Here is a 22566-nt window from a genome sequence, read left to right as displayed (position 1 = left end):
CGCTATACCCGAGCCGGCTCGGTGTCCGAGGCCGCAGCTAAAGCCGGATCGTCGTAGCGCTGGTGCACGTAGGGCAGTAGCCACTCCTGGGGCACTCGCGCGGCGATCCGGCCCACCTGGATGGTGCGTCGACGGCACCAGGTGATCGAGCTGATCTCGCGAATCACGATGTCGGCCACCGGGTCAAAGGGTGACTCGCCCAGCTCGAAAGTGCCGTCGATGTTCTCCAGCAGCTCGTAGTGGCGATGGTATTCGCCGTACACCAGGTGGGGGTCGGTTAGGCCGCTGCCGTCGGGGGCGCGCAGGAACTTGAAATAGAACTCGGCGTTCACCTGGTCGGGCGGCAACTCCACCGGGTCGATGACCCTGCCCTCGACGCTCATGAGCTGATAGCCCATCCGGTCCACGGTTGCGCTGACGCTCCCGCCGTCGCGTGCCACTTCGATGTGGGCCAGCTTCTTGGGCTCGCCGAAGGTTTCGCGCCCACCCGTGACCGATTGCTCGGTGGATTGCGGCATGAAGAGCGGATAGTCGCCCTGGCGTTCGCCGTGCTGGGCGGTCACCGAAAACACCGCCGATCCAAACGGCGGCCTGCCGGCTATCCGAACCCGCTGAAGCTGCACCCGTACCAGTGGTTCGTCAGCGGGCTGTAGCGGCTTGGGCAGCACCGCGGCGACGATGTCCGGATCGGTGAGGTAGGCGACGGTCACCGCTTCGGTGGCGATGGGCGCCTTGGTGGCGTCGATCTCATGGTCGACTTGCTCCTCGGGCGGCCGTGGACCATAGCGAACTACGTTGGTACTCAACGCTTTCCTCCTTCGGTTTCCGGCTCCCTCGCGGTGCTCCGGCCGAGGACATCCACCAGGTAGTCGGGGTCGCTGCGAGCGCGAATCGATGCGGCCTTGCGGGTCACGACCTCCTCGGCCGGTGAGGGCGGACCCATCATCCAGAAGCGGTCCGCCTGAATTCCCGCCACGACCTGGTCGGCGACCGTCTCCAGCGGGGTGAACTCGACGCGCCCACCGGCGGCCTCGAAACGACTCAGGACCGCGGCCAGCGTCTGCTCGGGTGTGCGACGTTCCTGGGTCGCGGCGTAGCGCTCGGGCCGATGCCGCCACGACTCCCAGATGCCGGTGTTCAAGAAGCCGCTGGGAAAAAGAACATGCGCGCGCACCCGCGTACCCGTCATCTCCAGGTGGGTGTAGAGACTCTCGGTCAGGCAGAGCACCGCGGCCTTGGTCATTGGGTAGACCGCCATCGCCGGCCCGCCCGTGGCCCCCCGGGCAATCGGTGCGAATCCGCCGTTGCCCGAGCAGGTGTTGACCACGTGTCCTTCGCCCTGTTTGAGCAGGATGGGCACGAATGCCTTGATTCCGTGGACGACGCCCAACACGTTGACGTCGATCCCCCAGCGCCAGTCGGCAAGGTCGTGTTCCCACATGTATCCCTCGGACACCCCGCCCGTGCCGGCGTTGTTGCAAACCACGTGCACCGCACCGAATCGGTGGAGCACCTCTTTGGCCAGCGACTCGACCGAGGAATAGTCCGTCACGTCGGTAACCACGCCGGCGACCTCGATGCCCTCGCCGGCGAGTGCCCGGGTCGCTTGCTGAAGTGGTGCGGCGAGGACATCGGCCAGCACCACCGCCATGCCCTCTTGGCCGAACCGCCGGCCCATGGCCAGGCCGATGCCGCCGGCGCCACCGGTGACGACCGCGGCCTTGCCTCGAAGGTCATACGCCTTGTTCCTAAGGTCGGATGTTTTGTTTCCAAGGTCGGACGCCATATTTTTAAGGTCGGACGCCTTGTTCCTAAGGTCGGACATTGTGGCAATCGTCACACGGTTGCGCAGGCCCTCTCAAGAGGTTGCACTCTTCGATTAACGCAGCTACTCGCGCCGCCGAACCGGCGAAAGGTCGGGTGGGCGCCCAGCGCGCTGCCCCGCCGCCTTCATAGCGTTCTCCAATGTACAAAGACCGAGAACGCTGCGGGTATGGGTTTTCGATGTGTGTTTGCAGTTCGCTTGAGAGGCCGTCTGCCCAAAAATACTGTGGCAATCAGCTCCCCGTTCACGGGGAACGATCGGCTGTGCGATTGGCAAAATATGGATCCGAGGTGCGGGTGCGATGAAGATTGAAACCAAACACGGATGCCGCCGAGTGATCAAAAAGGCATCGGCCAGTGCCGCTATCGCTGTCGGCTGCGTCTTGTGGGCGGCGGCACCGGCCAGCGCCGAACCGAACCCGGTCATCGAGGAGCCGAACCCGTTCGGCGGCTTCAGCTGCAACTGCGGCGAACTAGCGCCCGAGGGTCCCGCGGTGCACGAAGATCTACTTCGGGGAATGCGCAACGGTCTGGCCTGACCGCCGGGACTGCCGGTGCTGACCCGGCATTCTTGACGGCCCCATGAGATTCGATAAGGCTTCGCGACCGCCGCGCACCCGGCGCCGTTGGGTTGAGTAGGCGGTGCGGAACTTGATTGGCGGTGGCCAGCGGCTTTGTCCAGCCGCTGGCCACCTTCGGATTCGGTCGCTGCAATGAGCCTCACCGCCCGTTTGGATGGCAAAATCGACATGTGGCGCCATCTCGAATGGTGATCGGCCTTAACGCATTGCTTACCAGCGGAAACTTCAGTTACTTAACAAGATCATGCGTGTAGCGTAGTGTGCCTAGCAACGTTGGCAATCCCGCAAAGGACTCGTGTTGTCAGGAAACCGAAATTGGTCTCCACGCTGCGCGCTCGCTAAGAGCAATAAGGACGTCACCGCTAGTACTGGGTTCGGCCCAATTGCGGCGACAAGGATCCTGACGACGACGGTTGATGCCTAGTGACAAACGATCCGGCCGAGTTGTCGATTCGCAAGCGCCGCCACATCGATGTCTGTTTGACCGGCGACGTTGACTACGTAGGAGTAACCACCGGGTTGGAGCGATACCGGCTGCCGCTCAACGCGCTGACCCAAACCAGCCTGGCTGACATCGACTTGTCGACGGAATTCTTTGGTGCGCGCCTGCAGGCGCCGATTCTGATCGGTGCGATGACGGGCGGCGCCGAGCTGTCGGCAACGATCAACCGCAATCTGGCGGAAGCGGCCCAGCGGCTCGGTATCGGGATGATGCTTGGCTCGCAGCGGATCATGCTCGACGGCGCTCGAGGTGAGCAGGCCGCGGCAACGTTCGCCGTTCGTGACGTCGCACCCGACGTGTTGTTGATCGGCAACATAGGGATCGCCCAGTTGACTAAGGCCGCCGCACCCGACATCGCCAAAGCATTGGACCGCACCGGCGCAAATGTCCTTGCGGTGCACACCAACTCCTTGCAGGAGGCGATGCAGCACAACGGCGACACCGACTTTTCCGGGTCGTTGAACAGGCTGCAAGAGGCCGCTGATGTGCTGGATTATCCATTGCTACTCAAAGAGGTTGGCCACGGAATCGGCGCGGCAGCGGTCGCGCAACTGCGTCAGTGGCCCGGCGGGCCGCCGGTGGCGGGCATCGACGTGGCCGGTGCGGGGGGCACGTCGTGGTCGAAGGTCGAGCAGTTGGTCCGCTACGGAGAGCTGCGCTACCCGGATCTGGCCAACTGGGGCATACCGACGGCCCAGGCGATTCTCGAGGTGCGCCATGAGCTGCCGACTATCCCGCTGGTCGGCTCTGGAGGTATCCGCACGGGAATGGACGCGGCCAAGGCGCTCGCCATGGGCGCCGACGTGGTCGCGATGGCTCGCCCGCTGCTGGGGCTCGCGATCGACTCCGTCGCCGCCGTCGAGGACTGGCTGCAGCGATTCATCGAGGAGCTGCGCATCTGCCTGCACTGCTGCGGCGCGCCAGACCTGCCGGCGTTGCGCGCGGTCGGCGTGTCCCCGCTCTCGTAACCCAGCGCTAGCCGGTGGTTTTGGCTTTGCCCGCCGGCCTTCGCCGGCGACCGGCGGTGGCCGGCGCTGCATTCTCGGTGGGTGCCGACGCGTCTTCGGGCGGCGCATACAGTTCGTTCTCGAACGTCGACATCGCGGTGATCATCGCGACGAACACCCGGTGAGCGACCAGCAGATCCCGATCGGATATGTCAGCCATGGCCGACTGGATGTGTTGACCCAGCGGCAGGAAGAACTCGTGAGCCAAATCCAGTGTGCTGTTCTCAAAGCAAAGCAGCGACTTTCGGCGATCCGCTGGATCCGGCTCGCGCCGAATGTGTCCGGCCTCGATCATTCGATCGGCGAAATACGTGATCGCCGCCGCGGAGACGTCTAGGCGCTGACTTAGTTGCGCCGGCGTCAACGGTTGGCCCGCGGACTCGGCGATCATGATGTGCAGCAATGCCTGAAAATCCCCGTGGGTCAGATCGTGTTGACGCGCGTAGTGACGGCCCACCCGGTCGGAATGGCCGGTGATCTCCCTCAGATCGGCTGACAATAGCCGTTCCAACTCGGCTCGACTCGGCGGTCGATCAGCGGCGCCGCGCTTCGTCACGTACCTGCATCCTTGTTGGCGATAAGGCGCCTAGCTTATCGCTGTAGCCCGTTGGCTTGATCATTGACGCGTCCATGCACCGTGTATTCGTCGGGACCGCGCCGGCCAGGGCGCCGGCCGCTGGAGTCTGCCAACGCCTTCACCTGCATGAAGGTTGGTGTCAGCGGCGCCCACGCCACCGGCGCGCCGGCGCACGCCCTCGGGTCAATCATGGCGGGCCCGGTTTCGGGGAATTCACCGCAGGCTGGCTCGGATCTGAGTAGATTTGTGCCGGTCGACGCGAGTCGGCTCAGCGTTCGGCTGCGCTCGCCGGTGTCGCGTCGTGCACCAACTGGCTGAAGCCCGCTGCGCGAAGGATTCGGCTAGGACTGTTTCTCAAAGGAGAAATGATGTCGAGCTATCGAGTCGGCCTACTCGTGCCCAGTTCGAACACAACAATGGAATCCGAGGTGCCCGCTGTGCTGCGGGCCAACGGTGCGGCCACCGGCGATCAATTCACCTTCCACGCCAATCGCATGCGAATGAAAAAGGTTGATCCGCAACAACTTGCTGCGATGAATGCCGATGCGGAACGGGCAACGGCCGAGTTGGCCGATGCTGGGGTGGATGTGATGGCCTACGCCTGCTTGGTGGCCGTCATGGCGCAGGGAACGAACGCTCACCACGAAATCGAAGAACGCCTGACCAAGATGGCGTCTCAAGCCGGCGACGCCGTTGCGGTCATCTCCAGCGCCGGTGCCCTCGTCGAAGGCCTCCACCAGCTCGGCGCCAAGAAGATCGCGATGGTAGCCCCCTACATGAAGCCGCTCACGGCACAGGTGGTCGACTACCTCGAAGCCGAAGGTATCGAGGTGAAGGATGCGATCAGCCTCGAGGTGGACGACAACCGCGCGGTGGGTCGCCTCGATCCGAGGCGCCTACCAGACATCGCCCGAGGCCTCGACACGCGAGGTGTCGACACCGTCGTGCTGTCGGCCTGCGTTCAAATGCCCTCGCTGGCGGCTATCCCCGCGGCTGAGGCGGCGCTGGATCTACCGGTGATTTCGGCGGCCACCGCGACGTCGTGGAAGATATTGCAATCCCTGGGTATACCGCGGGTCGCAGCTGAGGCGGGGGCGCTGTTCAGCGAGGCCATCCCTGGTCACGGTTGACCGCGGCGCATCCCGCTCGGATCGCGGACCGTAGCGGCCGGTGGCCTCTCAGTGGGTCACGTTGGCGGAGAAGGAGTTAACCGCCAGGCCCACGCCGCCGCGCCAAGGCTCGAATCCCGCTTGGATGCTGGTGAGGTACCACGCGTCGGTAATCAAGCCCTTCGTGCGCACATCGTTGGTGAAATCCAGCACGCTGAAATCCCACGAGTCCATTGGCGTCGGCGCAACGTATGAGATGACCTTGTTGGCACCATTATTGCCCTGCCACACGTCCCAGTCGCGCCCGCTGATCGTCGCGCTACCGGTCTTGGAGCCGACCGGCTGGATGGGGCCCTGGCGGTTGAACCAGATCATGATTTCCATCTGGTTCACGCCGTCCTTCTTCGGAGTGGGATCGAGCCAGATGTCATAGGCGGCGTCATAGGTGCCATCGGTGTAGCCGTAGCTGATGCTGCTGTTGGCGGCGCGGATCTGATTCAACTGGGTGGGCAGGCTGCTGCCCGGCGAGCAATTGTTGTCGTGGCAGCCAAGATAGATCGACGGATACGACAGTGGCGCGCCATCGGTAGCGACGGAGCCGTCCTGCTTGGCGATCGAAAACCCGCTGCCGGCGACGTCGATGCACTGGGCGGCGTTGCTGCCCCAACGGTTGTTCTGCACAACGTAGCTACCCGCCACGGTGGTGGTGCCAAACTGGTCGCAGATCTGGGTGCCGCTCGAGGCAGTCACCGTGGCTGCGGGCGTTGCGGATTCGCCTTGTGGCACCGACCCATCGGAACAGGGTTCCCCGTTGATCACACAATTGACCGGCGCCGTGTACGCGCCCGTCAGTGCGGCTTGGAAGCCAACGCTGATCGAACCGCCCGGTGCGACGGTGTGGTTGTAGTCCTCCGGCGTCAACACGTAATGCTTTCCGGATTGATCAAGCTCGCCGCCCCACACAGTCGTGACCGACTCGTCCGCGGGCAGATCGAATTCGACCGTCCAGTCGGTCAATTGCGTCGCAGCCGAATTGGTGATCTTGTAGTTGGCGACGAACCCCGTGTTCCATAGCGATGTTACGGTCCATGTCGCGTTCACCGCGGCCGCGTGAGCAACCGGAGGGTAGCTGATGCCCAGGACCGCGACGAATACCGTTGCGATGGCGCTCGCTGGGCGCCGGCGTCGGAGGTAACAATCAGGTCCAGACACCGGCCCAACGCTATAACCCAACCGAGACGATGCATAATGCTGAACTTGCAAATGCCGCTGTATCTTCGCCTAACCGAAACCGCGGCGAAATCTCAATCGTCGCCAACCTCCTCGCGCTGATGTTGGGCGGCCGTCGTAGGCTGGCATTGGTGACAACTCCTGCAGTGCAACGCCGCATCGGTCCGGTGCGCAGACTCGGCGTCGGTGCAGTAGTCATTGCGTGCGCCGCGAGTTGTAGCTATTCCGGTGGGGATCCGACGTCGTCGGCTTCGGACGGCTCGGTTGCCGCGGCCAGTTCGGCGATCCGCCCGGTTGCCACCACCAGTGCACCGGACGACAGCGTGCCGCCGCTGAGCGCCGCGGCCAGCTCGGCCGGATTCGTCGACGTTCGTAGTGTGGTTCGCGACGCCGTGATCGACCTGCGCTACGCGACGACCAACAACTTCACGGGCACGGTGCTGTATCCGTCCGGTGCGCGCTGTCTGGTGCACGAATCACTGGCGGCGGGGCTGTCGGCGGCGGCCGCGGCGTTACGCCCGCAGGGCCAGCTGCTGGTCTTCTGGGACTGTTACCGGCCGCACGATGTACAGATCAGGCTGTTTCAAGTGGTCTCGAACCCGGCATGGGTGGCGCGTCCGGGACAATATTCCCGTAGCCATGAATCGGGGCGATCGGTCGATCTGACATTTGCCGGCGTGCAGCAGCGGTGTCCACCGCAGCGGCAACTGGGCGGATTGTGTCTGGCCGACATGGGCACCGATTTCGACGACTTCTCGGCGCGGGCCACAGCATTCGCCACCCAGGGCGTCAGTGCCGACGCGCAGGCCAACCGTGCCCATCTGCGGGCGGCGATGAACGCCGGCGGGTTGACCGTGTATTCCGGTGAGTGGTGGCATTTCGATGGCCCAGGCGCCGATGTCGACCGTCCGATTCTCAACGTGCCCGTCAACTGACCCGGGCCCGTCTTCCGATGTGATTTGTCGGGACACGATCGAGTCCCGTCGTGGTGCGAGTCATTGGTCGGATCATTGGCTGCGGCTACCAACGAAGGTATGTTGTTTGCCAACAGCTTTGCTCATCGATGGCGCGTATCCGGCACCTACCTGTTCGGCCCCGGTGGGCGCGCTCATCACCTCCCGGAGGCCACGATGACGTCACTCGGCAGCCCAGGCGCAATCGCGTTGAGCGACAACGAGCCGGCGTTTCAGAGCGGCTGACCGATGTCGCGGGCCGCGCAGCGATACCGCTGCCGCACCGATGTCAGCGATTCCAGTTGCGATCCGATGTGCTCCGAGTCGCCGGGCGTCGGTTTGCTCGATGTTGGTGACGACGCCCCGTCCGAGGGGTCGTTGAGCGCGCGCGGTCCTACGCCGAGATAGCGGAGCGCACATGGCAAGCACCACGTCGGATATGCAATCGACCCATCCCGGCTCGACCGGTCCGACATCGGCGGCGACGTGGTTGGCGTTGAGCGGACGCCCAATCGATGACGCACTGCTTGAATGGCCCCCCGATTTGTTTGCTCTTACCGATGTGATCTTGGGCCACACGCAGGTGTATCGGTTCGTCTTCTCCCCGCCCGGCGATGTGACATGGCCGCCCGGTCGCGTCGCCAATTGGGCTGAGGCCGTTGCGCAGGCCGGCCGGGATTGGAGCAGCTGGGTCGGCAGCCGTGGACGGGCAGTTCCCGATTTGGTGGCCCAAGAGTGGGCCGCGTTTCGAGAGCACGCCCAGATGCCGCTCGAGCATCTGGCGGAGGGCCGCAGCTGGCGAATGTGCGAGGCGCTTTTGACCCTTCATGCGATCGCGGACGAAGCGTGCGCGGGCTTGGGTGTTCCCCTCGGTCGATCTAACGAAACGGGGTTTGTGTATCGCGCGCGTGGTCGTGAACTGTTGGCCAGAACCGGATCGCTTGCGCGCATCCACCCGCACCTCGTGCGGGTACTACCGAAGGTCCGTACGTCGCCCAAGGGGACTTCGCTGGGCTCGTTTTCGCGCTACGCCTGCGTGCATCGCCCCGGGGCGGAGGTCCGGTGGTCCAAGATCCCGGCCCGGCACCGGGGTACCAATTTTCAGGCCGACTACGCCAACGTGCTGCTGCTGCCCTGGCCGCTTCGGGTGCGTGAGTCGGACTTTCACCCCGTCGAAGGCTCGGTGTGCCGGCTGGCCACAGAGCCGTTCGGCTACTTCGAGTTCGCACCGGCCGAACGGCTCGACTTGGACCTGGTGGACCGCACGGTGATGGCGGCCCGAGACGAGGTCGGCGGGATTGATGTGGTGGTCTTCCCGGAGAGCGCCGTCGACGAGGGCGATATCGACGATCTCGAGGCCGTGTTGGATCACCACGGGGTGACCATGCTCATGACCGGTGTGCGCCAGCCGATGCCGCAATCGGGTCGACTGCCGGGCAACTGGGTGCACATCGGCGTGAGCCCGGAACTTGAAAAGCGTTCCGTGGCAACTGGTTCGAATCGCCAGAGGTGGTTTCACGTCCGCCAGAACAAACACCATCGATGGTCACTCAACGAATCACAGATCTTCCAGTACCACCTGGGCGGTGCCCTCCACCCGCACATCCTTTGGTGGGAGGCGATGGACGTCGCTCGGCGCACGGTGCAATTCGTGGAACTCGGCGAAGAACTGACCCTGGTCTGCTTGGTTTGTGAAGATCTTGCCCAACGCGACGATGTCGCTGACGTCGTTCGGTCGGTAGGCCCGACGCTGGTCTTCACCCCCTTGCTGGACGGACCGCAGCTGACATCGCGTTGGGCGGCCAGGTATGCCAGTGTGTTGGCCGACGACCCCGGCTCGGCGGTTGCGACGTTGTCTGCTTACGGCATGGTGCAGCGCTGCCGGCCCGCCGGGCAGCCGTCCTCCTCGGTGGTCGGCTTGTGGAAGGACCCCGTCCGGGGGATCCGGGAGGTCCCGCTGGAGGCGGGTGCCCACGGGGTCGTACTGACCATCTGCGGGGACCGCGCGCTGCGTCGTACTGCCGATAGCCGTCCACCCATCGGCGACTCGATTCATTACTTCGACGTCGCCGTACACCAAATCCACGCGGCACCCACATCTTTGGAATCACGGTCGTGGCAGCCCGACGCGCCCCTGCCGCCCGCGCTGGACATCGAGGACCTCACCATCCTCACCGGCTGGGCCCAAGCGGTCGCGGAAGCGCTGGCCTGCGCGCCGGATCAGGTCCTCGTGTTGCTGGCAGAGGCTCGCCCGGACCGAGGTTGGCGCGCCGCGCTGAAGATCGCCGAGCCCTCCGCACACCTCGGCGAGGCGGTCAAGATCATGGACGATGTGGTGCGGAAAAGCATTGCGCCACCGGTCGCACCCACACTCGAGGCGGTGATCGCCGCGATGGCCAAAGACAGTCCAGGCGAAACCATCCTCGCCAGGCTGGTTCGCGGAGTGCTGCGATCAACGCTCGAACAGCGGCGTGCTCGGCAAACCCGAGAATCCGACCGCTGACCCCAGGTCGTGGTGTCGTCGGCTCTCGTATCTGCGGTGTTTGCCACGGACCAATCGGTGTCTCATAATGCGAGACAGAAATATCACTATCTGAACCGATCGGTTAGTGTGGGTTGCACCCGACCACGTTGACCGGCAAGGAGTCGTACTCGTGAACCACCAGCCCCGGGCCGTCTACACCCACGGCCACCACGAATCGGTGCTGCGCTCGCACAGTTGGCGCAGCGCGCAGAATTCCGCGGCCTATCTGTTGGGGCACCTACGTCCAGGCATCGCCGTACTTGACGTCGGTTGTGGACCCGGAACAATCACCGCCGACATCGCCGAGCGAATCGCTCCCGGTCAGGTTACGGCCATCGAACTGAAGCAGGAGATCCTGGACGTGGCTCGTACTGCGGCCAAAGCGCGGAACCTGGCCAACATCACTTTCGTGACGTCCGACGTGAACGCGTTGGACTTCCCCGACGACACCTTCGACGTCGTGCATGCGCATCAGGTGCTGCAGCACGTCGCAGATCCCGTCGGGGCGCTGCGGGAAATGAAGCGGGTCTGTGCACCCGGGGGCATCGTCGCGGCCCGAGACGCCGACTATGCGGGCTTCATCTGGTACCCGCAGCTGCCGGGCTTGGACCGATGGCTGCAGCTCTATCGCCAGGCGGCCCGGCGCAACGGCGGCGAACCGGATGCGGGTCGCCGCCTGCTGTCCTGGGCGCAACGTGCGGGGTTCGATGACATCAGCCCCACCGGGTCCATCTGGTGTTTTGCCACGCCCGAGGATCGCAATTGGTGGGGTCAGACTTGGGCGGAACGCGTCCTTCGGTCGGACCTGGCCCGCCCCTTGGTGGACTCGGGACTTGCCACACCGGTGGAGCTGCAAGACATTTCCGCGACATGGCGGTCCTGGGCGCACGCCCCCGAGGGCTGGATGGCCATTCCGCACGGTGAAATCCTGTGTCGAGTTTAGGGCTGGCCTCGGATCAACTAGTCGGCATCACCGGAGCGCTAGGGAACCCGCCGCAGAGGGATTCGAATGCGTCCGCCAGCTTCAATACTGTTGCGTCGTGGAATCGCTTGCCCATGATCATCATTCCGGCGGGCAGGCCGTCGACAAGGCCGGCCGGAACGGAGATTGCGGGATGCCCGGTGACGTCCATGGGGGAGGTGTTGATGGCCTTGCCGTGCGCATGGGCCAGTAGTGCAAAATCCTGCGGCCCGCCTGTCGGGAGGGCCTCGGCGGTGCCGGGCACGGTCGGCATCACCAGGACGTCGTATTGGTCAAGCGCGTCGTCATAGGCGGCACGCGCGTGCGGCAATAGATTTCGCGCCTTGGCATAAGAGGCGCCGCCGAGGGTTGTCAGGCCGTAGCGGCCACACAGCGCGGTCGCCTTGACGGTGCTGGCGAGTTCGTCGGCATTGATCAGCCGCTGGCGTGCGAAGTGCGCCATGAGTTCGGGATCGTAACTGCCGTCCGCGCCGAGCCCGTACCCGTTGCCGTCGAGCATCTGATACGCGGCGCCGTCAGTAATCACCACGGTAAAGATGTGAAACGCTTTCCGGTGCCAGGGGACGCTGATCTCGCCTACGGTGCAACCTATTTCGCTGAACCGGTGCGCAGCTGATCGGACCAACTCGTCAACGTTCGGGTTGGATTCCTGCTGGCCGAATCCTTCGGTCAGGATGCCCACCCGAAGGCCTTCCACCGCGCCCGTCAGTTCCGCCCGGTAGTTCACGGCGGGCACTTCACCGGGCTGCCGCGGATCCTCGCCGTCGGGTCCGGCGATCACGCTGAGCATGAGCGCGGCATCGGCGACAGTGCGTGTCATGGGGCCGAGGTGATCGATCGTTCGCTCGATCGGGAATGCTCCGGTGTAGGGGACCAACCCGTACGTCGGTTTGAATCCGACGATGCCACACAGCGATGCCGGAATCCGAACCGAGCCGCCCTGGTCGCCACCGAGCGCCAGCTCGACCTCTCCGGCGGCGAGCAGCGCGGCGCTACCGCTGGATGACCCGCCCGCTTCCCGCATCGGATCCCACGGGTTGCGCACCGGGCCCGAAGCTGATGTGAAGCTGGAACCGGAGCAGCACAGATCCTCGCAGACGCTCTTGCCCGAAACGATGGCTCCCGCGTCGAGCAGCCGCCGGACGACCGTCGCATCCCGGCTGGGGATGAGACCCTCCATCGCCCGCGATCCGTTCATCATTGGGACGCCGGCAACGGCGATGTTGTCTTTGATGGCCACCGTCCTGCCCGATAGCGGTCCCTGGGCCCCGGTGCTGATGTCGGTGCTGACGTACCATGCGCCGAGGGGGTTGTCGCCGCGTTCCAGGAATCGGTAGTCGCGTGGGGATACCGGTGGCCGCGCGAGGTCGTCGTAGAGCTCGTCGACCACGTCGTAGGACGCCAACATGGCCAGGACGGCGCCCAGGTAGTCCCGTTCGGAGCCGCCGTCGAAGTGAAAGCCGAAGTGTCGCGCCGCGGCATCGATGTCAGCCGCCGATGGTCTCCTAACGGCCATGTCGACCTCCTCAGCGTGTTTGGCCCTCGCGCTGAGCAGCATAGAGCCCGTCGGCCGGCGCCGGCCGCTGACACGACGATCGCGATCAGGCATTTGGCCTGGTCAGCCGTATGGTATTGGCATTCTCTTTTTTTGCAAGTACGTTATTCATCGATGGATAATGTGCAAACCCCATCCGGCATACCGCTCGAGCCGATGTACGGTCCGCAGGATGGTCGGCCGGACCTTCCGCCGCCGGGCGATTTCCCTTTCACCCGGGGTAACTTCGCCTCCGGGTACCGCGGCAAGCTGTGGACGTTTCGGCAATACTCCGGCTTTGGTACCGCCGAGGAATCCAATCGCCGCTACCGCTACCTGCTCGATCAGGGCGGGACAGGACTGTCGGTGGCGCTCGATCTGCCCACTCAGTGCGGTTACGACTCCGACGATGCGGACTTCGGTGAGGAGGTCGGGCGGGTGGGTGTCGCGGTCGACACCCTGGCTGACGCCGAGATTCTGTTCGACGCCATCCCGCTGGACAAGATCAGCACGAGCATGACCATCAATGGGACCGCGGCAATCCTGCTGGCGTTCTATGTGGCCGCCGCCGAGAAAAAGGGCATCCCGCGGGCAAAACTCACCGGGACGATTCAAAACGACATACTCAAGGAGTACGCCTCGCGTGGGACCTGGATCTGGCCGCCGGAGCCCTCGCTGCGACTCATCGCCGACACCATCGAGTTTTGCGCGGCCGAGGTCCCGAAATTCAACGCGATCTCGGTGGCGGGGGCGCATTTTCGTGATGCCGGGGCCACCGCCGTTCAAGAGATGGCGTTCACCTTGGCTGACGGCGTTACCTACTGCGATACCGTGGTAGCACGTGGCCGAATGTCCATTGACGCGTTCGCGCCGCAGATCTCGTTCTTCTTCTATACCCATGGCGACTTCTTCGAAGAGATCGCCAAATACCGTGCGGGACGGCGTCGTTGGGCGACCATCGTACGTGAACGCTACGGGGCGAAGACGGACAAGGCATCGATGTTCCGCTTTGGCTGCGTGTGTGGCGGCGCGTCGCTGTATGCACCACAGGCGCACAACAACGTCGTCCGCGTCGCCTATGAGGCCATGGCGGCGGTGTTGGGTGGCGTGCAGTCGATGTTCACCGCGGCTTGGGATGAGCCCTTTGCGCTACCGACCGAGGAATCCACCACCCTGGCACTGCGTACCCAGCAGATCCTCGCCTACGAAACCGGCGTGGCCAACGTCGCCGACCCGCTCGGCGGTTCCTATTTTGTCGAGGCGCTCACCGACGCCACCGAAGCCCGCATCATCGAGATCATGTCCGACCTCGAGCGCCACGGCGGCATGGTCAACGCCATCGAGGACGGGTACCTGCAGGGCCTCATCGCCGACGAAGCCTTTCGGATCCACCGGGACGTCGAGGCGGGCACCCGGCCGGTTGTCGGGGTCAACCGGTTCGTTTCGGCGGAGCCTGAGCCAGACGTCGTCACCTATGAGCTCGACGCCGAGGGCCGCGATCTTCAGCTCAAGCGGCTGGCCAAGGTCAAGGCCGAAAGAGACGGCAGCGCAGTGCAATCCAGCCTAGCCTCGTTGTCGCGGGGTGCCGACGGCGGCGATAACTTGATGCACCGGCTGATCGACTGCGCCAACGCCTACTGCACGGTCGGTGAGATGGTCTCGGCGCTCAAGGCGGTATGGGGCGAATTCCAGCAACCGGTGGTGTTCTAGATGGCCGCGCGGATTCTGGTCGCCAAACCCGGTCTGGACGGACACGACCGCGGCGCCAAGATCGTCGCCCGCACCCTGCGTGACGCCGGTTTCGAGGTCATCTACACCGGCATCCGGCAACGCATCGAAGACATCGCGTCAATCGCTGTCCAAGAGGACGTGGCCGTCGTGGGCCTGAGCATCCTGTCCGGTGCCCATCTGGCGCTCACCGCACGCACCATCGAAGCGCTGCGCGCCGCCGATGCCGAAGACATTGCCGTCGTTGTCGGCGGGACGATTCCACATGCCGATGTGCCCAAACTGATGTCCGCCGGTGCGGCGGCGGTATTCCCTACCGGGACACCGCTGGACACACTCGTGCGTGACATCTGTGCGCTGATTGGCACGCCGCAACCTGCCCCGCAACCGGGCTCGGAGGAATCGTGCGTATCGGAGTAATGGTCGGACCCGAGCGCGGGGACTCGGCGCGCAAGGTCTCCCGGATGTTGGCCGATATCGACTGGGCCGAGAGTGCCGGCCTGGACAGTGCCTGGATTCCGCAGATTCCCAACGATTTTGACGCGCTGTTGGCGGTCGCCCTCATGGGGATGCGCACCCATCGGATCGAACTAGGGACAGCGGTTGTTCCGTTACAGGCGCAGCATCCCATCGCGTTGGCCCGCCAAGCACTATCGGTGCACGCGGCAACGGGTGGTCGCCTGGTACTCGGTGTCGGGCCGTCGCATCACTGGATCATCGATGACATGCTCGGGATTGCCTACCGGCGACCAGCGGCCTACACCCGCGACTACCTCGAGGTGCTGGCCGCTGCGTTTGCCAACCCCGGCCCGGTTGATGTGCAGAACGCGACATTTCGGGTGCACAACCCGTTGGACCTGGGACCGGTGGCACCCTTGCCGGTGCTGATCGCAGCACTCGGGCCGGTAATGCTGACCATTGCGGGCGAGCGGGCCGACGGTACCGTGCTGTGGATGGCCGACGAACGCGCGGTGGCCGAACATGTCCGGCCGCGGATCATCAAGGCCGCCGACAACGCCGGACGCCCCGCTCCGCGCATCGTTGCCGGAATTCCCGTATGCCTGTGCGCGGCAGGCGAGGTCGACGCTGCACGAGAGCGCGCCAACCGCATTTTGGGTGAAGCCGAGGTTTCACCGAACTACCAGCGGCTGCTCGGATATGGGGACGCCAATGACGTCGGCGACATCTGCGCGGCCGGCGACGAGGACGCAATCTTGGCTCGATTCCGGCGATTCGCGGATGCCGGCGTCACGGATTTGTCGGTGCGGCTACTGCCGATCGGTGACGACCGGGAGGAGCTGGTGGCCTCCAAACGCCGCACCCGCGAGCTGATCGCCGAGCTGGCAACGGAGTTACGGTGAAGCCCACCGGCCCGTTGGCGGGAATACGCATCCTCGAGGTCGGAACGATGTTGGCCGGTCCGTACGCCGCCATGCTGTTGGCCGATTTCGGCGCCGACGTCGTCAAGATCGAACCTCCTGGGGGCGAGATCTCGCGCGCGGTCGGCGACAGCTACTTCGCCAGCCTCAACCGCAACAAGTCGAGCATCTGTCTTGATCTGAATTCTGAAGCGGGACAGCGCCGATTGGGTGAGTTGGCGGCCGAGTCACACGCGCTGCTGGTGAATCTGAAACCCTCGGCAATCCGCCGGTTGGGGTTGACCTATGAGGCGCTGCGGCGGTGGAACGAACGGATCGTTTGCGTGGCGATTACCGGCTTCGGATTGTGCGGCGGTGATGATCCGGCGTTCGACTACGTGATTCAGGCGGCCAGCGGTACCGCGGCGCTCACCGGCGAACCGGACGGTCCGCCCATCTTGCCGGGCTACTCGTCAGCCGACAATTCCACCGGAATGTGTGCGGCGCTGGGACTGCTAGCGGCCATCATCTCGGGTCGTGGCGGACAGGTGGATGTGCCCCTGTTCGACGTCATGCTCTCGCAGCTGAACTACCACGCGGCCGCCTACCTGAACGACGGTGCCGAGCCGCAGCGCCGACCGCACGGCGCGCACTCGTACTACGTCCCGGCCCAGCTATTCCCCACTGCCGAAGGTTATCTGGCGTTATTCGTCACCCACGACGGATTCTGGAAGTCTTTTGCCGACGAGGCCGGCATCAATGGCTTCGTGACCATGGCCGAGCGGGCATCCCGGCGCGATGAGGTGATCGCCACGGTGACGTCAGTGTTGGCAGCCGACACCGCAACCGGGTGGGAGCGCCGACTACGTCCGCTGGGGGTGCCGGCGGCGGCCGTTCGTACCTTGTCGCAGGCGTTGAGGGAAAATCCCGAATCGATCATTCGTGCAGGTGATTTCCGTCTGGTCGGTAACCCGGTCCAGCTGTCGGGCTATCGGCCGCAGTACCGCCCGGCGCCACAGCTCCGGTAGGGCTGTCGGACGGTCGACTCTCCCGGTGTGCCAGGTGTTGTACTGCTGCTCGCGGTCGGGCGAACTGGGTCGACTCTCGACATGAATGATGCCGCTGGCCACGGTCGATGGCTCCCGGCCGGCTACTCGTAGCGCACAGTGATCGACGGAGTGTCCGGAATGCCCTGGCAGGTCAGAATGTACCCGTCGGCCACCTCGCTGTCGTCGAGCGCGTCATTGATCCGCATGGTCGCGCCGCCCTCGGTGAGCCGGGCCATGCAGGTGCCGCAGTTGCCGGCCTCGCAGTTGAACGGTGGGTCCAGACCGGCCCTTCGCGCGCACTCCAAAAGGGTCTCGCCGGGGACCAGCGGTACGGACACCATCTTGCGGTCGAGGTGGATCGTCACCATGCCTGGTTGCGCCATGACCGCCTTCTTGCGTTGCTCCGGGATCAAACCGGACTAACCGGGAACGATAGTCACTTGCGTTCTTCAGAATAGAGAATATTATTCTCCCCAAACGATAGTACCTTCTCAAGGTGGTCTGGAGTGTCGGAAGGACGAGAGTGACCGAGCCGGCCGCGCTCGCGTTCGAGGATCGGCGATATAGCCTGCCCGACCTGGACGCATCGGCCGGTGCTCTGGCCGCAGCTCTGCGCAAAGCGGGTGTCATCGCCGGCGAACGGGTTGCGCTCATGGCGTCCAACCGGCCGGAGTTCGTCGCCGCATTGCTCGGGATCTGGCGGCTTGGAGCGACCGCGCTCCTGATCAGTCCCGCCTGGAAGCGTGACGAGGTCGACCACGCCCTCGCGCTGACCGAGCCGGCCCATGCCATGGGCGACCAGCCGGTGCTTGCCGACCTGATGCCGATGCTGCACCTCGACGAACCGATCACCGCCGGTGCATCGGTGGTTGGACCGTCGGCGTCGGAGGGCGACGCGGTGCTGGTGTTCAGTTCCGGAACCACGGGGCTGCCAAAGGCGGTCCGGCACACCCATGCATCGCTGGCCGCCTCCGTTCGCCATTGGCGGGACGCGTTGCAGCTCACCGCACGCGACCGCATCCAGATCGCGACACCGCCTTCGCACATCCTCGGCCTGCTCAACATCCTGACCGCGTTGCGGACCGGCGCTTGGCTGCGCCTGCATCGGCGCTTCGACGTGGACCGGATGTTGCAGCACATCGAAACCGACCGCATCACAGTCGAAATGGCGGTGGCTCCCATTGCGCTGGCAATCGCCGCGCATCCGCGGCTGGAGTCCTACGACTTGTCGTCACTGCGGTTCATCATGTGGGGTGCCACGCCGATCAGCGCGAGCGTCGCCGAGACGGTGACGACGCGTACCGGCGTCGGATGGGTGCCCGCCTACGGCACCACGGAGCTGCCGGTGATCGCGTGCAGTCCACTCGATGATGCGCGGCTAGACACTGTCGGGCGCGCGGTACCGGGAGTGCAACTGCGGGTCGTCTCGCTGGACACGGGTCAGCCCGTGGATTCGGGCGCGGCGGGTGAGATTCAGGCGCGGTCGGCTTCCCTGATGGCGGGCTATTTGCCGGCAGCAGCGACCGCCGAGGTCCGGTGCGGCGGCTGGTATCGGACCGGTGACGTCGGCTGGCTGGACGACGACGGCTGGCTGCGAATTACCGACCGACTCAAAGAGATGATCAAGGTGCGCGGATTCCAAGTCGCGCCCGCTGAAATCGAGAAGGTCTTGCATGGCCATCCTGCGGTTAGGGATTGCGGGGTATTCGGCGTCCCCGACGGTCCCGACGGCGAGGCCGTTGTCGCCGCGGTCGCCACCCAGGCACCGGTCGACGCCGCCGAACTCATCGCCCGGGTGGAGGCCAAGCTCGCGTCCTACAAGCGACTAAAGCGAGTGGTGTTCGTAGCCGAGATCCCTCGTCTGCCCTCTGGCAAGGTGTTGCGCCGGGTGCTCAAGGAGCATTATGGACGTACGTTTGACAGCTGAGCAGCAGCAGCTGCGTGACGCCGCAGCGAAAATGGCGGATGAGCTTGGTCCCGGATCGGTGCAAGACCTGGCCGACAAGAATCGACGTGCGCTTCTGGACAGACAGATTGACCTGGCGGGCTGGCGTTCGCTGCGCTCCGATGGAGCGTCCGGCGTTGAGGTCGCGGTCGTCGCCGAGGAATTCGGGCGCCGGCTGGTGGACGCCGCGTTTCTTGGCCCGGTGCTGGCCGACGACCTAGCCCGCCACCTCGACGTCGACGTGCCCGGCGTAACCATCGGCGTCGGCGCTCATGCCTTCGATACCCGCGGATATCGGCGTGCACTACTGCTCGCCGGTTCTCGTGTCGTGGCCGCCGATCTGGATTCCGGCACTACCGCAGCGGATTTGACCAGACTCGCGGCCGAGATCGTCGGATCACCGGTGGTTCTCGGCGAGATCGCCGCCGATGCCGCCCAACGATGGCACGCGCTGGCGCAGGTCGCCACGGCGGCGGACTTGGTAGGCGGTGCGCGCGGCGTGCACGCCGTCGCATGCGACTACGCAAAGCTTCGGGAACAATACGGCAAACCGATCGGTTCCTATCAGGCTGTTGCCCACCTACTGGCGGAAAGTCTCGCCCTGATCGAAGGTTCGGTCAGTGTGTTGCGGCATGCCGCATGGGCGGTGGACGAACTCACGCCGGGTGAAGCCGTGCACGCGGCCCGCGTCGCGAAAGTGTATTGCGCGCGTGCAACTCGAACCGTGTGCGAGACCGCGGTACAGGTACATGGTGGCATTGGTAACACCTGGGACTGCCTGGTGCACGTGTACCTGCGTCGCGCGCTGACATCGACCGAGCTGTGGCCGGCGAGCTTGAAGGAGGTCGGTCTTGGATTTTCGTGATTCACCACAGGAGGCCGCTTTCCGGGACCGCTTAAGAAGCTGGCTTTCGCTGCACACCAAGGAGTATCACGGTTCCGGTGACGAATACTGGGCGCGGCAGGCCGATTGGCATCGAGCCCTCTACCAAGCAGGATTCTTCGGGCTGTCCTGGCCGCGTGAATATGGTGGCTTGGAACTATCCCCGGTCTACGACGTGATCGTCGACGAAGAGTTGGCGCGTGCGGGTGCTCCGCCGAGACCTAGCGTGGGTTACCTGGTCTTCGGGATCGGCCGGCACGGCAGCGACGCACTGCGACAACGCTTTCTGCCGGGCATCATCGACGGCACCGAGCGCTGGTGCCAAGGATTCAGCGAGCCCGGCGCCGGCTCGGATCTGGCATCGTTGACCACCACCGCCACCAGAGCGGGCGACAACAGCGACAACTACGTGGTCCACGGGCACAAGATCTGGACCAGCTACTCGGATGTGGCTGACTGGTGTCTGCTGCTGGCCAGAACCGAGCACGGCGCAAACCGTCATCGCGGCCTCTCGGCATTCGTTGTAGCGATGAAACAGCCTGGTGTACAGCAACACCCGTTGCGAATGATGAGCGGAGTCAGCAATGAGTTCGGGCAGGTCTTCTTCGACGGCGCAATAGTCCCGGCGGACCGGATGGTTGGTGAGCCCGGCGATGGCTGGGCGGTCGCGATGACCGTAGTCGGGCACGAGCGGGAACCTTCTACGCTGGGCTATGCGGCCCGCTACAACAAGTTGGTCGCAGATCTTTTGGCGCGCAACGATGGACCGGTAGGTGATGAGCTCGCCTGGGCGGCCGTCCAGGCGGAGATGCTGACGCACCACGTTCGGCGACGGCTGTCCGAACAGCTCGACGGCGTATCACACGGACCGGAAGGATCGCTGGACAAGCTGTTGATGACCTGGGTGGAACAGTCCGTCGGGCACGCTGCGTTGGGCATTGGTGGTACCCGTGATCCGGACCTCTTCGGCGCGTATCTATACAGCCGCGCGCAAAGCGTGATGGGCGGCACCTCGCAGATACAGAAGAACATCATCGCTTCGCGAATCTTGGGACTGGGGGTCTGACATGTATGACATGCCAACCGAAATCGACGTCCGTGCGGAAGGGGCGTTGCGGATTATCACGTTGAACCGCCCGGATGATCTCAATGCGGTCAACGACAATCTGCATGTTGGACTTGCGCGGCTGTGGCAGCGACTAACCGACGATTCCGCCGCCCGCGTTGCGGTGCTGACCGGCAGCGGTAAGGCGTTTTCGGCAGGCGGGGACTTCTCGTACCTCGCCGAGCTTGCCGAGGATGCGGCCCTACGCGCTAAGACCATTCGAGATGGGCGGGAGATCGTGCTGGGCATGGCGCGCTGCCGCGTTCCGGTGATAGCGGCGGTCAATGGCCCCGCCGTGGGACTTGGCTGCAGCCTGGTCGCACTCAGCGACATCGTCTACATCGCCCGGGACGCGTTTCTCGCCGACCCGCATGTTCAGGTGGGGCTGGTGGCCGCGGACGGCGGGCCGCTGACCTGGCCGTTGCAAATCAGCCTGTTGCTGGCCAAGGAATATGCGCTGACCGGCGCGCGAATTCGCGCCGAGCGGGCTGTCCAGCTCGGGCTGGCCAACCATGTCGCGGACGACCCGGTCACCGAGGCCACCGCCTGCGCTCAGCGCATTATGGAGCTGCCCCAGCAAGCGGTCGAGAGCACCAAACGAGTCCTCAACATTCATCTCGAACGTGCTGTCCTGGCGAGTCTGGACTACGCACTCTCGGCCGAACATCAGTCATTCACCACCGAGGACTTCCGCTCGCTCGTGGGCAGGCTGGCGGCGGGCAAGGGCTGAAGATCTCAATCATTCATGTTGGCTGAGGAATTCACGCATCACGCGGTCAAACCTGGTGGGCTCCTCGATAAAGGGCAGGTGCGCGGTCGATTCGAAGAACTCGTAACGCGAACCGGAAATTCGTCGATGCATCTCCCGCATGTGCTCCGGTGAACATTCGTCGAACTTGCCCGCCAGCAGCAGCGTGGGCAGCGTTATTGCGGTCAGTCGATCGACCACATCCCAGTTTCGGATGGTGCCGACAATGCGAAAGTCGCTCGGCCCGAACATCGTCTGGAAGATCTCATTGCCCATGTTCTGGAATGCTTCATAGAGCTCGCTCGGCCAGGGACGAACGCGGCACAGGTACGTCTCGTTCCACGTGGTGATCGCGGCCTGGTATTCGGCCGAATCCGTGGTGCCGGCGGCTTCGTGATGGTCAATGGCAGATTGGGTGGCCGGGTCCAGCTCGGACTTCAACCGGCTCACGTAGTCGGCAAATGCCGGGATGGACGCAGTGCTGTTCGAGATGGTCAAGCTAGCCGCGCCGCAGGCCGCGTCGAGCACATACTGCTGGGCGAGCATACCGCCCCATGAATTGCCAAAAATGTGGCAGGAATTGAGATCCAGGGCGTGTACCACGGCGTCCATCTCGGCCACCGATCGCTCCATGGTCCAAAGGTCCACGTTTGAAGGGCATTCGGAATTTCCACAGCCAAGTTGATCCCAGAAAATGACCTCGCGCTCGTCGGCCAAGCGCTCCAGGGACCTCAAGTAGTCGTGCGGCAGGCCGGGCCCACCATGCACCACGAGCAAGGGGAGCCCGGGCCCGCCGCCCACGCGCTTGAACCAGACTTTGCCACCGGGAACCGCGATTGTCGCCACCGACTGAGCCACAGCAGCAGTGTAGAGAAGCGCCGGCAACCGGCCTTCTTGCAACTCATACTCTCGTAATGCGAGAATAGT

The 22566-nt window shown here is 64.4% G+C and carries 23 protein-coding genes; 15 read left to right on the top strand and 8 right to left on the bottom strand.

Annotation, left to right across the window (positions count from 1 at the left end):
• Nucleotides 1–2: 2 nt before the first annotated feature.
• Together MB901379_RS20415 and MB901379_RS20410 are read right to left on the bottom strand one after the other, a co-directional pair.
• Nucleotides 3–806 (bottom strand): acetoacetate decarboxylase family protein, encoded by an 804-nt coding sequence (locus MB901379_RS20415; RefSeq protein WP_158018265.1) that lies wholly within the window; start codon nt 804–806, stop codon nt 3–5.
• Entirely contained in the window at nt 803–1786 is a 984-nt protein-coding gene (locus MB901379_RS20410; protein WP_158018264.1) for an SDR family NAD(P)-dependent oxidoreductase, read from the bottom strand. The genes MB901379_RS20415 and MB901379_RS20410 overlap by 4 nt, the downstream gene beginning before the upstream one ends.
• A 340-nt stretch (nt 1787–2126) precedes the next feature.
• Between MB901379_RS20410 and MB901379_RS20405 the strand changes: the two genes are divergently transcribed.
• Both MB901379_RS20405 and fni read left to right on the top strand, forming a co-directional pair.
• Entirely contained in the window at nt 2127–2363 is a 237-nt protein-coding gene (locus MB901379_RS20405) for a hypothetical protein (protein ID WP_158018263.1), read from the top strand.
• Nucleotides 2364–2828: 465 nt separating this feature from the next.
• Entirely contained in the window at nt 2829–3875 is a 1047-nt protein-coding gene (gene fni, locus MB901379_RS20400; protein ID WP_158018262.1) for a type 2 isopentenyl-diphosphate Delta-isomerase, read from the top strand.
• Between the two features lie 7 nt (nt 3876–3882).
• Here the strand turns inward: fni and MB901379_RS20395 are convergent, their stop codons facing one another.
• Both MB901379_RS20395 and MB901379_RS24850 read right to left on the bottom strand, forming a co-directional pair.
• Nucleotides 3883–4470 carry a MarR family winged helix-turn-helix transcriptional regulator gene (locus MB901379_RS20395; RefSeq protein WP_158018261.1) on the bottom strand — a complete coding sequence of 196 codons (588 nt, stop codon included), beginning with the start codon at nt 4468–4470 and terminating at the stop codon, nt 3883–3885.
• A 35-nt stretch (nt 4471–4505) separates the two neighbouring features.
• Nucleotides 4506–4682 carry a hypothetical protein gene (locus MB901379_RS24850; protein WP_232021918.1) on the bottom strand — a complete coding sequence of 59 codons (177 nt, stop codon included), beginning with the start codon at nt 4680–4682 and terminating at the stop codon, nt 4506–4508.
• Between the two features lie 177 nt (nt 4683–4859).
• On the opposite strand from MB901379_RS24850, the gene MB901379_RS20390 reads away from it, so the two are divergent.
• Nucleotides 4860–5621, top strand: coding sequence for a maleate cis-trans isomerase family protein (locus MB901379_RS20390; protein WP_158019343.1), 762 nt, complete (start codon nt 4860–4862; stop codon nt 5619–5621).
• A gap of 48 nt (nt 5622–5669) precedes the next feature.
• Here the strand turns inward: MB901379_RS20390 and MB901379_RS24845 are convergent, their stop codons facing one another.
• Nucleotides 5670–6701, bottom strand: coding sequence for a GH12 family glycosyl hydrolase domain-containing protein (locus MB901379_RS24845; protein ID WP_232021917.1), 1032 nt, complete (start codon nt 6699–6701; stop codon nt 5670–5672).
• A gap of 260 nt (nt 6702–6961) precedes the next feature.
• On the opposite strand from MB901379_RS24845, the gene MB901379_RS20380 reads away from it, so the two are divergent.
• The 4 genes from MB901379_RS20380 (at nt 6962) to MB901379_RS20365 (ending at nt 11250) form a co-directional block, all read left to right on the top strand.
• On the top strand, nt 6962–7765 hold the full coding sequence (locus tag MB901379_RS20380; protein ID WP_408632309.1) for a M15 family metallopeptidase: 804 nt from the start codon (nt 6962–6964) through the stop codon (nt 7763–7765).
• A gap of 99 nt (nt 7766–7864) precedes the next feature.
• Entirely contained in the window at nt 7865–8029 is a 165-nt protein-coding gene (locus MB901379_RS20375; protein ID WP_158018259.1) for a hypothetical protein, read from the top strand.
• 172 nt (nt 8030–8201) lie between these two features.
• Nucleotides 8202–10286, top strand: a complete 2085-nt coding sequence (locus tag MB901379_RS20370) for a hypothetical protein (RefSeq protein ID WP_158018258.1) — start codon at nt 8202–8204, stop codon at nt 10284–10286.
• Nucleotides 10287–10437: 151 nt separating this feature from the next.
• Nucleotides 10438–11250, top strand: a complete 813-nt coding sequence (locus MB901379_RS20365) for a methyltransferase domain-containing protein (RefSeq protein WP_158018257.1) — start codon at nt 10438–10440, stop codon at nt 11248–11250.
• Nucleotides 11251–11263: 13 nt separating this feature from the next.
• On the opposite strand, the gene MB901379_RS20360 is transcribed toward MB901379_RS20365, so the two are convergent.
• Nucleotides 11264–12805, bottom strand: a complete 1542-nt coding sequence (locus MB901379_RS20360) for an amidase (protein WP_158018256.1) — start codon at nt 12803–12805, stop codon at nt 11264–11266.
• A 153-nt stretch (nt 12806–12958) separates the two neighbouring features.
• Between MB901379_RS20360 and MB901379_RS20355 the strand changes: the two genes are divergently transcribed.
• From MB901379_RS20355 to MB901379_RS20340, 4 genes are read left to right on the top strand one after another with little or no spacing between them, the layout of a single operon-like run.
• The gene (locus tag MB901379_RS20355) at nt 12959–14533 is read left to right on the top strand and encodes a methylmalonyl-CoA mutase family protein (protein ID WP_158018255.1); all 1575 of its coding nucleotides are present in this window, start codon (nt 12959–12961) and stop codon (nt 14531–14533) included.
• A complete protein-coding gene (locus MB901379_RS20350; RefSeq protein WP_158018254.1) occupies nt 14534–14971 on the top strand; it encodes a cobalamin B12-binding domain-containing protein in 438 nt (145 codons plus the stop codon). It abuts the gene before it with no gap.
• The gene (locus MB901379_RS20345) at nt 14956–15912 is read left to right on the top strand and encodes a TIGR03564 family F420-dependent LLM class oxidoreductase (RefSeq protein ID WP_158018253.1); all 957 of its coding nucleotides are present in this window, start codon (nt 14956–14958) and stop codon (nt 15910–15912) included. The genes MB901379_RS20350 and MB901379_RS20345 overlap by 16 nt, the downstream gene beginning before the upstream one ends.
• Nucleotides 15909–16937, top strand: a complete 1029-nt coding sequence (locus tag MB901379_RS20340) for a CaiB/BaiF CoA transferase family protein (protein ID WP_158018252.1) — start codon at nt 15909–15911, stop codon at nt 16935–16937. The genes MB901379_RS20345 and MB901379_RS20340 overlap by 4 nt, the downstream gene beginning before the upstream one ends.
• A gap of 122 nt (nt 16938–17059) precedes the next feature.
• On the opposite strand, the gene MB901379_RS20335 is transcribed toward MB901379_RS20340, so the two are convergent.
• Entirely contained in the window at nt 17060–17341 is a 282-nt protein-coding gene (locus MB901379_RS20335) for a 2Fe-2S iron-sulfur cluster-binding protein (protein WP_158018251.1), read from the bottom strand.
• Between the two features lie 140 nt (nt 17342–17481).
• On the opposite strand from MB901379_RS20335, the gene MB901379_RS20330 reads away from it, so the two are divergent.
• From MB901379_RS20330 to MB901379_RS20315, 4 genes are read left to right on the top strand one after another with little or no spacing between them, the layout of a single operon-like run.
• On the top strand, nt 17482–18885 hold the full coding sequence (locus MB901379_RS20330) for a class I adenylate-forming enzyme family protein (RefSeq protein WP_158018250.1): 1404 nt from the start codon (nt 17482–17484) through the stop codon (nt 18883–18885).
• On the top strand, nt 18863–19768 hold the full coding sequence (locus MB901379_RS20325; protein WP_158018249.1) for an acyl-CoA dehydrogenase family protein: 906 nt from the start codon (nt 18863–18865) through the stop codon (nt 19766–19768). The genes MB901379_RS20330 and MB901379_RS20325 overlap by 23 nt, the downstream gene beginning before the upstream one ends.
• On the top strand, nt 19755–20852 hold the full coding sequence (locus tag MB901379_RS20320) for an acyl-CoA dehydrogenase family protein (protein WP_158018248.1): 1098 nt from the start codon (nt 19755–19757) through the stop codon (nt 20850–20852). Before MB901379_RS20325 ends, MB901379_RS20320 begins: the two co-directional genes overlap by 14 nt.
• A 1-nt stretch (nt 20853) precedes the next feature.
• Nucleotides 20854–21621, top strand: coding sequence for an enoyl-CoA hydratase/isomerase family protein (locus MB901379_RS20315; RefSeq protein ID WP_158018247.1), 768 nt, complete (start codon nt 20854–20856; stop codon nt 21619–21621).
• Nucleotides 21622–21630: 9 nt separating this feature from the next.
• Here the strand turns inward: MB901379_RS20315 and MB901379_RS20310 are convergent, their stop codons facing one another.
• On the bottom strand, nt 21631–22485 hold the full coding sequence (locus MB901379_RS20310) for a proline iminopeptidase-family hydrolase (RefSeq protein WP_174237121.1): 855 nt from the start codon (nt 22483–22485) through the stop codon (nt 21631–21633).
• Between the last annotated feature and the right edge of the window lie 81 nt (nt 22486–22566).

It is taken from the genome of Mycobacterium basiliense, from assembly GCF_900292015.1.
Lineage (GTDB): Bacteria > Actinomycetota > Actinomycetes > Mycobacteriales > Mycobacteriaceae > Mycobacterium > Mycobacterium basiliense.
Note: the sequence above shows the minus strand (reverse complement) of the source record. Positions and strands in the feature narration are given on the sequence as shown.

Excerpts from the sequence above, each read along its gene's own strand:
- MB901379_RS20410 (WP_158018264.1), bottom strand. The coding sequence starts at position 1,786 with ATGGCGTCCGACCTTGGAAACAAAACATCCGACCTTAGGAACAAGGCG.
- MB901379_RS20405 (WP_158018263.1), top strand. The coding sequence starts at position 2,127 with ATGAAGATTGAAACCAAACACGGATGCCGCCGAGTGATCAAAAAGGCA.
- MB901379_RS24850 (WP_232021918.1), bottom strand. The coding sequence starts at position 4,682 with ATGATTGACCCGAGGGCGTGCGCCGGCGCGCCGGTGGCGTGGGCGCCG.
- MB901379_RS20390 (WP_158019343.1), top strand. The coding sequence starts at position 4,860 with ATGTCGAGCTATCGAGTCGGCCTACTCGTGCCCAGTTCGAACACAACA.
- MB901379_RS20375 (WP_158018259.1), top strand. The coding sequence starts at position 7,865 with ATGTTGTTTGCCAACAGCTTTGCTCATCGATGGCGCGTATCCGGCACC.
- MB901379_RS20370 (WP_158018258.1), top strand. The coding sequence starts at position 8,202 with ATGGCAAGCACCACGTCGGATATGCAATCGACCCATCCCGGCTCGACC.
- MB901379_RS20360 (WP_158018256.1), bottom strand. The coding sequence starts at position 12,805 with ATGGCCGTTAGGAGACCATCGGCGGCTGACATCGATGCCGCGGCGCGA.
- MB901379_RS20355 (WP_158018255.1), top strand. The coding sequence starts at position 12,959 with ATGGATAATGTGCAAACCCCATCCGGCATACCGCTCGAGCCGATGTAC.
- MB901379_RS20350 (WP_158018254.1), top strand. The coding sequence starts at position 14,534 with ATGGCCGCGCGGATTCTGGTCGCCAAACCCGGTCTGGACGGACACGAC.
- MB901379_RS20335 (WP_158018251.1), bottom strand. The coding sequence starts at position 17,341 with ATGGCGCAACCAGGCATGGTGACGATCCACCTCGACCGCAAGATGGTG.
- MB901379_RS20325 (WP_158018249.1), top strand. The coding sequence starts at position 18,863 with ATGGACGTACGTTTGACAGCTGAGCAGCAGCAGCTGCGTGACGCCGCA.
- MB901379_RS20315 (WP_158018247.1), top strand. The coding sequence starts at position 20,854 with ATGTATGACATGCCAACCGAAATCGACGTCCGTGCGGAAGGGGCGTTG.